The organism is Sporichthya sp. (assembly GCF_013815995.1).
Classification (GTDB): Bacteria; Actinomycetota; Actinomycetes; order Sporichthyales; family Sporichthyaceae; genus Sporichthya.
In genome coordinates, this window is record NZ_JACDFE010000232.1 from 1 (window position 1) to 7104 (window position 7104).

General features: G+C 69.2%; 7 protein-coding genes and 1 pseudogene. All 8 read right to left on the reverse strand.

Features of this window, described 5'->3' with window-relative positions; all coding sequences use genetic code 11:
• Positions 1–497: 497 nt before the first annotated feature.
• Positions 498–881 carry a DUF4286 family protein gene (locus H0X00_RS19935; protein ID WP_293774214.1) on the reverse strand — a complete coding sequence of 128 codons (384 nt, stop codon included), beginning with the start codon at positions 879–881 and terminating at the stop codon, positions 498–500.
• 69 nt (positions 882–950) lie between these two features.
• The gene (locus tag H0X00_RS19940) at positions 951–1649 is read right to left on the reverse strand and encodes an ABC transporter ATP-binding protein (protein WP_293774215.1); all 699 of its coding nucleotides are present in this window, start codon (positions 1647–1649) and stop codon (positions 951–953) included.
• Complete coding sequence (locus H0X00_RS19945; RefSeq protein WP_293774217.1) at positions 1646–2446, reverse strand: ABC transporter ATP-binding protein; 801 nt, start codon at positions 2444–2446, stop codon at positions 1646–1648. Before H0X00_RS19945 ends, H0X00_RS19940 begins: the two co-directional genes overlap by 4 nt.
• Complete coding sequence (locus H0X00_RS19950; RefSeq protein WP_293774219.1) at positions 2437–3951, reverse strand: ABC transporter substrate-binding protein; 1515 nt, start codon at positions 3949–3951, stop codon at positions 2437–2439. Before H0X00_RS19950 ends, H0X00_RS19945 begins: the two co-directional genes overlap by 10 nt.
• Before the next feature lie 34 nt (positions 3952–3985).
• Positions 3986–5941: an ABC transporter permease gene (locus H0X00_RS19955; protein WP_293774221.1), complete on the reverse strand. Its 1956-nt coding sequence runs from the start codon at positions 5939–5941 to the stop codon at positions 3986–3988.
• Positions 5938–6459, reverse strand: a complete 522-nt coding sequence (locus H0X00_RS19960) for a hypothetical protein (RefSeq protein WP_293774223.1) — start codon at positions 6457–6459, stop codon at positions 5938–5940. Before H0X00_RS19960 ends, H0X00_RS19955 begins: the two co-directional genes overlap by 4 nt.
• Positions 6456–6839, reverse strand: coding sequence for a hypothetical protein (locus H0X00_RS19965; RefSeq protein ID WP_293774224.1), 384 nt, complete (start codon positions 6837–6839; stop codon positions 6456–6458). The genes H0X00_RS19960 and H0X00_RS19965 overlap by 4 nt, the downstream gene beginning before the upstream one ends.
• Positions 6827–7104: pseudogene (locus H0X00_RS19970) on the reverse strand (hypothetical protein); the annotation flags it as partial. The pseudogene H0X00_RS19970 and the gene H0X00_RS19965, both read right to left, overlap by 13 nt.

The following is a 7104-nucleotide window of genomic DNA, read 5'->3' on the forward strand; positions in this document are numbered from 1 at the left end:
CTCTTCTACCGCCTGCTCCAGCAGGCCGTCGCCACCGATCCACACCCGCTGAACGAACTGATCGTCAGATAACAGTCCCGATAAGGATCACTGCACTCAAGCAGATATGCAGAACACCAGTTCGAGTGGTTCGACACCTCATTTGCCTCTCGCGTCACTACTTTCTGACGGACCATCAGCGTCGTAGGTTCTCCAGCGCTCCCGGGCCGGCCCGCGACGGTTCGGCGCCGATCTCGGCCAGGCTCTCGTGGCAACGGCGGTAGATGTTGGTCACCTCGGCACCGTCCGCCAGCGCATCGGCGTCGCCGAGCTCTACGCGGCCGGCAGGTGAGCCCCCTCCTCATCTCCGCGGCCGTCAGCAGCCGAGGCACTACCGCTGAGCGCGGGGAGTCCCTGCAGAAACCCTCAAGGGAGCAACCGCTGCATGATCGCCAACACAAGAAGCTGTCCCAAATTCTCGACACCGCCCGCACCCATGGTGAGGGCAGAAGCGCCGGTTACAGGGGGGCTTTGGCTGGCTCTTGGGGCTCACCCACGACGTGGTCGGTGATAGGGAGCAGCCAGGCGGCCTGTACTGAGGTGAGGTCCATGGACGGGCTGATATCGGTCTGACCGGCTTCGAGGCCTTCCTTCAAAATTGCGGCGGCCTGCTGCACCCCTTCGACGGTCGTGGCCGTGATTTCGTAGATCACTGCGTAGCGGGCGGGTTCGGGTATGCCCGCCATGAGTGGCACGCCGGACGCCTTGTATCGGGTGAAGCTGACAGCGACGCCGAGTTTGACGATGTCCGGAGAGTGAGTGGTGTTATACCAGCGGTTGAACTCTTCGTCGGCGCCCTCGACGGCGTTGCTGAATACAACGAGCAGTGCTTGTGCCGACATCTTTGGCCTCCCTGGCTGGAACGCTCACGTTAGGGTCATCGGTTCGGTCGGTGCGATATGGCGTGACGGTCAGTGGCCCGTGCCGATGTATTCAGCGGCGATGGCATCGGCGTCCAACTCACAGGCCTCACCGGCGAAGACGACGCTCCCTCGGTTCAGCAGGTACGCGTAGTCGGCGATCTGCAGGGCACGTGTGACGTACTGCTCCACGAGCAGCAGGCTGGCGCCCTCGGCCGCCAGTACCTCCAGGAACGTGAAGATGTCATCGACGATGCGCGGGGCGAGGCCCATGGAGACCTCGTCCAGCAGGATGACCGAGGGGCTCTGCATGTACGTCCGTGCGAGCGCGAGCATCTGCTGCTCGCCACCGCTCAGGGTCCCGGCGACCTGGCCGAGTCGTTCGCCGAGGCGAGGGAACGCGTGCACCGCCCGCTCGATCGAGGCCTTTTCCTTACCCGCCGTGGACAGCAGCACGAGATTCTCACGCACCGTCAGGCTCGGGAAGATGCCCCGGCCTTCCGGGACATGACAGAGCCCGCGCCCGCACAACTGGCTCGGGCTCTCGCCCGTCACGTCCACCCCGTCCAGCACGACCGAACCGGAGGTGGGCGTCAACAGCCCGGACAGCACACGCAGCAGCGTCGTCTTGCCCGCTCCGTTCGGCCCGAGCAGGGCGACCACCGAGGACGGCGGCACCACGAGGTCGACGCCGCGAAGGACCGTGGTGCCGGCGTAACCGGCGGTGAGGTCGCGCGCTTCGAGGGTCATGGCGCTGCCACCTCCAGGCCGGCCGCCTCGGAGCCGAGATACGCCGAGCGCACGAGGGCCGAGTTCGCCACCTCACGGGGCGAGCCCTCGAAGATCGGGCGCCCGAAGTCCAGTACGTGGATGTGATCGCAGGTGCTCATCACCAGCGCCATGTCGTGCTCCACGATCAGGATTCCCACACCCTGGTCCCGGACCAGGGTGGTGAGGATCTCGCCGAACCGCTCGGTTTCGCGCTTGTCCAGACCCGATGAGGGCTCGTCGAGCAGCAGGACGCGGAACTGGCCGGCTACCGTGCGGGCGAGTTCGACCAGGCGCCGCTGACCCGTGGAGAGCTCCGCGGGACGGCGCCGAGCCAGCGAGGTGATCCCGCACAGCTCCATGGCATCGGCCGCGGAGGCCCGGGCCAGCCTCTTGTTCGCCGGTGAGATCCGCAGGTGTGCGAGAGGCCGGCGCCCGGCCACGGCCGCCTCCTTGCCCATCACCACATTTTCGGCGACGGTCAGCGTGTCGAACAGCTCCATTCGCTGGAACGTGCGACCCAGGCCCTTGCGGGCCCGGGCCTGCACGGCGGAGTGGGTTACGTCCTCGCCGAACAGGAACACCTGTCCGGAGGCCGGGCGCACGATGCCGGAGATAGCGTTGAACGTCGTCGTCTTGCCGGCGCCGTTCGGCCCGATCAGCCCGGTGATTCGGCCCCGGGGTGCGGTCAGCGTCTGCCCGCTGACGGCCGTCACGCCGCCGTACTTGACCGTGATCTCGTCGACGTGCAGTCCGTCGACCTGCTCGGCTACAGGCATTGCGGCTTGCTCCCCCGCGGTGCCCAGAAGCCGCCGACGCGCACGCCCAGGGCGAAGTAGCAGGGGGCCGAGACTGCGTTCTTACCCTTGGCGAAGGTGACTCCCGCCCCGATCCCACCGAGCTTCTCGTTCTTCAGCTGCCACAGGCCTTCCATCACCAGCTCGGGGGTCACCTCGCCCGCGCGCGCCTTGTCGGCGACCTTGGCCAGCGCGGCCTCGAAGAGCAGACCCGAGCTGTACCCGGTGAGGGTGGACTGGTCGATCCGCTGGCTGCCGGCGAACTGCTTGATCACCTCCTGGAACATCTTCATGCCGGGGGTGTCGCTGGTCAGGTAGGGCGTTGTTGCGCTACCGAGGAAGGTGCCCGCCGCCTGTAGGTTCGGGTCCTGCGCCGAGGTACCGCTGATGGCGATCGCGATGGTGGCGTAGGACGGCTTGTAGCCGAGCGAGCTGCAGCTGCGGGCGACGCGCTGGGCCGAGGCGCCGTCTATGGAGAGGAAGACGACCTCCGCTCCAGCGCTCTTGAGCGCCTGACACTCGGCCGTGAAGTCCGTCTGGGTGACCGAGACCGCCTTCTCCAGCACGTTCTCCAGCCCGGCCTTCCTGGCCCCCTCGGGGAAGGTCTTGCGGATGACGGTGCAGGCGTTCGCCTCGACGCAATACAGGATCCCGGCGCGCTTGGCGGCGGGGTTCGCCCGGCCGGCTTCGATCGTGCTGCCGTAGAACGTGGTGAGGGCCGCGGCGCTCTGCGGGAACATGAAGGGGCTCTCGTTCCAGTCCGAGGTGACCACGTCTCCGCCGATGGCGGGGACCTTCTTCTGCTCGACGGCGGCCTTCAGCGTCGCGCCGATGATGGGTACACCCGCGGCCAGGATGGCCACGGCGCCGTCGCTGTCGACCAACTGGTTGATGTTCGAACGCAGCCGGGCGGGGTCGGAGCCGTCGTCGAGGGCCACCACGCGGATGGGGTGGCACTGGACGCCGCCGCGCGCATTGACCGCCTGGGCCCACAGCGCCAGCCCGTTGCGCTGGTTGCCGATCGAGGCGCCGACGAAGCCGCTGGCGGCCAGGGTCTGGCCGACGACGATCGGGGCCAGCGCACGCTCACACGGGGCTGAGCCGGACGCGGCCGCGCCCGTGGTCGTGGAGCCGGACTTCCCGTCGGTGGACTGCGACGCCCCGGCGGGCTTGTTGATACCGGTGCCGGTGCCGCCGGTGCCGACCGCCGCATCGGTGGCCGCGGCCGCAGTGGGAACCGTCCCAGGGGCGCCAGGCGTCCCCGCGGCGACCCCCGCCACCGCGGCGTCCTGCTGACCGGGGACCGCTGCCCCCGGCACGACGGCAACCTGCTGCGTGCCACCGCCGCCCGAGGCCGCGGCCAACCGCTCCTCGGACACCGTGGTGCCGCACGCACTGAGCACACTCAACGTCGTGACCGCGACGCCCGCGGTCCAGAACTTGACGCCCGCGGTCCAGAACTTGTGGTGTCGTCCCTTGCGGCTCATTCCTTCTCCTCCTGATAAGCGATCTGAGGGACCATCACCGGGCGCCGATCAACTCGGAGCCGCGGGCGTGACCGACTTCGTTCAACGGGGCCAGGGGCCGGTCCAGCGCCGCACCGGGATCGAGCCGGCGGGAGCCGGCGGGACCGTCGCGGCGCTCGTCGTCACGCTCCACACCGCGGCTGATGACGTCGCGCAGGACGCCCTGCGAGAGCGCCGCCACCACCAGGGCGCCGACACCGAAGCCCACCTGAAGCCACTGATTGAGGGTGGCGTTGCTGATGTACAGCGGCAGGACGTAGAGCAGGAACGGCGCCACGAACGCAGCCACCGCCACACTGCGCCCGGCGATGGCGAGAACAGTCAGGGCCAGCAGGGACTGGATGAAGGTGAACGAGTCCTGGGTGGCCTGACTGAACAGCGACGCGTACAGGCCGCCGCTGACGCCCGCGAGGAAGCCGGAGATGGTGAAGACCAGCACCCGCGAGATGTTGACCGACGTACCGAGCGTGGACAACGCCAGCGGGGAGTCCGACATGGCCCGGAGCAGCCGGCCGAGCTGGGAGCGCTCGATGGCCATCACCAGCAGGACGGCCGCCACCGCGACGGCCAGCAGAACGTAGTAGTAGGCCTTCTCGCTCTCCAGGCCAGACGGGCGCCGCGTGAGCAGCGCGCCGCCGCCGAACATGAACGGCTTGTCGTAGCAGAACTGCGCGAGCACGATCCCGAAGCCGAGGGTCGCGAGGCCGAGGAACAGCCCCGAGAGCCGGATGGCCGGGATCGAGACCACCAGGGCCACCGGGAGGCACACCAGTCCCCCGATCGCGACCGCGAGCGCGAAGGGCACGCCCGCTTCCAGCGAGTGCCCGAAGCCCGCCGCCCCGACGGCGGCGAAGCCGAAGTGCATCAACGAGATCTGGCCGGAGGTGCGGACCAGCAGATGCAGGGAGGCGAACAGCCCAACCTGCGCCAACGCGATGTTGTAGGCGGGCAGCTTCGGCCCGGCGATCGACGGCAGCATCACCAGGAGCGCGAGGCCTACCGCGTAACCGGCCGCCCGGAATTGCACGGGCAGGGCGACGCTCGGCATCGACCGACCGCGCACCGGCCGCCCGACCTCGATGAGCGAGGCGCGCGGGATCACCAGCAGGCCGACGAACAGCACCAGGAACGGGACGATGAGGTCGAGGCCCTGCAGCTCCGAGTGCTCCGTCACCGCCTTGCTCACGAGCTTCTGCAGCACCCCGACGGCGAGACCGCCGACGAAGGCCATGGGCAGGCTCTGGAACCGGGCAATCGTCGCCGCGCCGAAGGCCTGTACGACGAGCAGGGTGAGGATGTTGACGTCGAGCGCCTGCTGCCCGGAGGCGAACAGGACCCCAGAGACGGCGGAGAACACGGTGCCGATCACCCAGGCGCTGCGGCGGACCCGGGCGGGCGGGGTGCCGGCCATGTCGAGCAGCTGCGGGTTGTCCACGACGCCGCGCATTGCGGTGCCCAGGCGGCTGAGCCGGAAGAACAGCGCGAGCCCGACCGCCGCGCCGATTCCGACCGCGAGCACGATGAGCTGCTCGACGGTGACCCCCACGCCCGACACCGTGAAGGCGCGGTCCTGCGGCAGGAACGGCGTGATCAGCCGGACTTCCTCGCCGTAAGCCAGGGTGATGCCGGCCCGGATGGCCACCAACAGACCGATGGTGCCGACGATCTTGTAGGCGGTGCTCACGCCGGCGAGGACGACGGCGAGGCGTTCGAGCAGCAGACCGCCGATCAGGCCGAACGCCACGATGACGATCGCGGCAGCGAGAGGCCAGGCCATGCCCTGGCCCTTGTGCAGATCGAAGAACATGAACGCAGCGGCGGCACCGACAGCGCCGTGCGCCAGATTGAAGACGCCACTGGTCTTGTAGGTCAGCACCAGGCCCATCGCGGACAGGCCGTACACCGAGCCTGTCGCGATGCCGAAGATCAGGAAAGGCATCCACTCGTTCATGAGCCGCACACCCCACAGGTCTTGAGAGCCGAGGCCTCCCGTGCCGCCGCCGGCCGAGCAGGTTTGCCGCGCATCAGCAGGCAGTCACTGCGGTGGACGCGGTTCATGGCGTCACTGGTGACGAGATCGCCGTCCGTGCCTGCCGGGAGCGGCGTACCCCGGGCGGAGCGCGAGGAGATCGCCGGATAATGGTCGGCGGCGTCAAGGGTCAGCTCGCGCACCGCGCGGCGGATGTGTCGGAACCCCGCGGTGGTGAAACCGGCCGGGCCCAGCAGCGCGACTGCAAGGCCGACCAGGGCGAGGATGAGCCAGCCGATCTGGTCGCCGAGAGTTTCCTCGCGGGCGGATCCCAGATAGCCGGCAGTCAGCACGACGAGCCCCACACCGGCCACCACGGCCGACTCGACGAGCTCGCGACGCTGCCACGGCACGGGCGCGGTCAGGTAGCGGCGCTCGGAGTCGGACACGCTCGCGTCGCCCCGGTGCGCACGCGCGCGGGGCCGGATCGGCGCGTTCACCGCTGGACGGTGCGGGGCAGGCCGACCGAGGTCAGCGTCGGGGCTTCCGTGACCTCGGTCCACGTCGGGGACGTGGCGGGCGCCGGGGCCGTGTTCGCGTCGGCGCGGCGGTCGAGCTGCTCTTGACGGATCACCAGGGCGATGGTGCGCAGCTGGCGCCACTCGTCGCGCTGGTCCGCGGAGATCCAGAGCACGGCTCCGATGCCGAGGAAGAACACCCCGGTCAGCCCGGCCGAGATGACATAAGGCACCTGGGCCGCCACGTACTCGGTGTCACGGGTCCCCAGATAGCCGAGCAGCAGCAGCACGAAGCCGGCGATCACGCATCCCCCTGCCGCGAACCGGTCCCACTGCAGCCGGGCGAACTTCAGGAGCTCCACAGGAATCTCACTCCAATCAGTCGGATCACGGTTGCCGCCGCGAGGGCCACGCACGCGAGCGCAACGAGGGTCAGATACGGGCCTTCGAGCGAAGCGCCCGAGGACGAGCCGTTGGTCAGGACGTACTGCGCCGGGTCCGCCTGCGGGATCAGCGTGGTGTTCTCTCCCGGCGCACCCGGCACCGCGCTCGATCCGAGCGCCAGGTCCGCGGGCGTGAGGCCCGCCGCGGCGAGCGCGCCGGCACCGTCGACACCGAGGTCCGAGG

Coding starts and splice junctions, on each gene's coding strand:
- H0X00_RS19940 (WP_293774215.1), bottom strand. CDS start 1,649: ATGACCCTCGAAGCGCGCGACCTCACCGCCGGTTACGCCGGCACCACG.
- H0X00_RS19950 (WP_293774219.1), bottom strand. CDS start 3,951: ATGAGCCGCAAGGGACGACACCACAAGTTCTGGACCGCGGGCGTCAAG.
- H0X00_RS19955 (WP_293774221.1), bottom strand. CDS start 5,941: ATGAACGAGTGGATGCCTTTCCTGATCTTCGGCATCGCGACAGGCTCG.
- H0X00_RS19945 (WP_293774217.1), bottom strand. CDS start 2,446: ATGCCTGTAGCCGAGCAGGTCGACGGACTGCACGTCGACGAGATCACG.
- H0X00_RS19935 (WP_293774214.1), bottom strand. CDS start 881: ATGTCGGCACAAGCACTGCTCGTTGTATTCAGCAACGCCGTCGAGGGC.